This is a genomic window from Kocuria sediminis (assembly GCF_009735315.1).
GTDB lineage: Bacteria > Actinomycetota > Actinomycetes > Actinomycetales > Micrococcaceae > Kocuria > Kocuria turfanensis.
Window position 1 is genome coordinate 1 of sequence record NZ_WOGU01000041.1, and the last position, 2,063, is coordinate 2,063.

The following is a 2,063-nucleotide window of genomic DNA, read 5'->3' on the forward strand; positions in this document are numbered from 1 at the left end:
CTCAAACAACAACCCACACACCCCACACCATGGTTCGCAGGCCGGCACCGGACCCCCCAACCGGGAAGACCTGCACCGACCCACCGAAACCGGTGGGGCGCCGGGACAACCAGAGCCAACCCGCCCCCACGACCCGGCCCGCGCACCACCACCCCCGCACGGGGACAGCAGCACCGGCAACCGGAACCACGAGGACCCTGTTGTCTCAGGACCCAACAGTGCGCCATGGACCACACCCCCACCACCCGGACTCCACCGTTCCACCACCCCACCGGCCCGCCCCCGCAAAGGGAACAGGACACAGCAGAGCAGGTACTGAAGAAGAACCCGGCCGGCACACGGAGCGCGGCCACTTGCTCGTTGACATTCCACCCATGAGCTCACCCCACCAGCACCACGGACGGGCACTATAGCGGGGGCGACCACCACACGGTGGTCAACGGCTCCTTAGAAAGGAGGTGATCCAGCCGCACCTTCCGGTACGGCTACCTTGTTACGACTTAGTCCCAATCGCCAGTCCCACCTTCGACGGCTCCCTCCCACAAGGGGTTAGGCCACCGGCTTCGGGTGTTACCAACTTTCGTGACTTGACGGGCGGTGTGTACAAGGCCCGGGAACGTATTCACCGCAGCGTTGCTGATCTGCGATTACTAGCGACTCCGACTTCATGAGGTCGAGTTGCAGACCTCAATCCGAACTGAGACCGGCTTTTTGGGATTAGCTCCACCTCACAGTATCGCAACCCTTTGTACCGGCCATTGTAGCATGCGTGAAGCCCAAGACATAAGGGGCATGATGATTTGACGTCATCCCCACCTTCCTCCGAGTTGACCCCGGCAGTCTCCTATGAGTCCCCACCATCACGTGCTGGCAACATAGAACGAGGGTTGCGCTCGTTGCGGGACTTAACCCAACATCTCACGACACGAGCTGACGACAACCATGCACCACCTGTCCACCGACCCCGAAGGGAAACCCCATCTCTGAGGCGGTCCGGTGAATGTCAAGCCTTGGTAAGGTTCTTCGCGTTGCATCGAATTAATCCGCATGCTCCGCCGCTTGTGCGGGCCCCCGTCAATTCCTTTGAGTTTTAGCCTTGCGGCCGTACTCCCCAGGCGGGGCACTTAATGCGTTAGCTACGGCGCGGAGAACGTGGAATGTCCCCCACACCTAGTGCCCAACGTTTACGGCATGGACTACCAGGGTATCTAATCCTGTTCGCTCCCCATGCTTTCGCTCCTCAGCGTCAGTAACAGCCCAGAGACCTGCCTTCGCCATCGGTGTTCCTCCTGATATCTGCGCATTTCACCGCTACACCAGGAATTCCAGTCTCCCCTACTGCACTCTAGTCTGCCCGTACCCACTGCAGACCCGGGGTTGAGCCCCGGGCTTTCACAGCAGACGCGACAAACCGCCTACGAGCTCTTTACGCCCAATAATTCCGGACAACGCTTGCGCCCTACGTATTACCGCGGCTGCTGGCACGTAGTTAGCCGGCGCTTCTTCTGCAGGTACCGTCACTTGTGGCTTCTTCCCTGCTGAAAGAGGTTTACAACCCGAAGGCCGTCATCCCTCACGCGGCGTCGCTGCATCAGGCTTCCGCCCATTGTGCAATATTCCCCACTGCTGCCTCCCGTAGGAGTCTGGGCCGTGTCTCAGTCCCAGTGTGGCCGGTCACCCTCTCAGGCCGGCTACCCGTCGTCGCCTTGGTGAGCCATTACCCCACCAACAAGCTGATAGGCCGTGAGCCCATCCAAAACCAGTCAAACCCTTTCCACCCCCCACCATGCGACAGGGGGTCGTATCCAGTATTAGACCCGGTTTCCCAGGCTTATCCCAGAGTCAAGGGCAGGTTACTCACGTATTACTCACCCGTTCGCCACTAATCACCCCCGCAAGCGGGAGATCATCGTTCGACTTGCATGTGTTAAGCACGCCGCCAGCGTTCGTCCTGAGCCAGGATCAAACTCTCCGTCAAAAAAACAGAAAAACAAACCCACCCACCCCGCAGCAAAGCAGGACGAGCGGACGATCCAGGCCGAATATGACCACCCACACCCCAC

1 rRNA gene is annotated in these 2,063 nt (G+C 59.9%); it reads right to left on the reverse strand.

What is annotated here, in order from left to right:
- Positions 1–451: 451 nt before the first annotated feature.
- Positions 452–1,978 (reverse strand): 16S ribosomal RNA (locus tag GMA12_RS18105).
- Between the last annotated feature and the right edge of the window lie 85 nt (positions 1,979–2,063).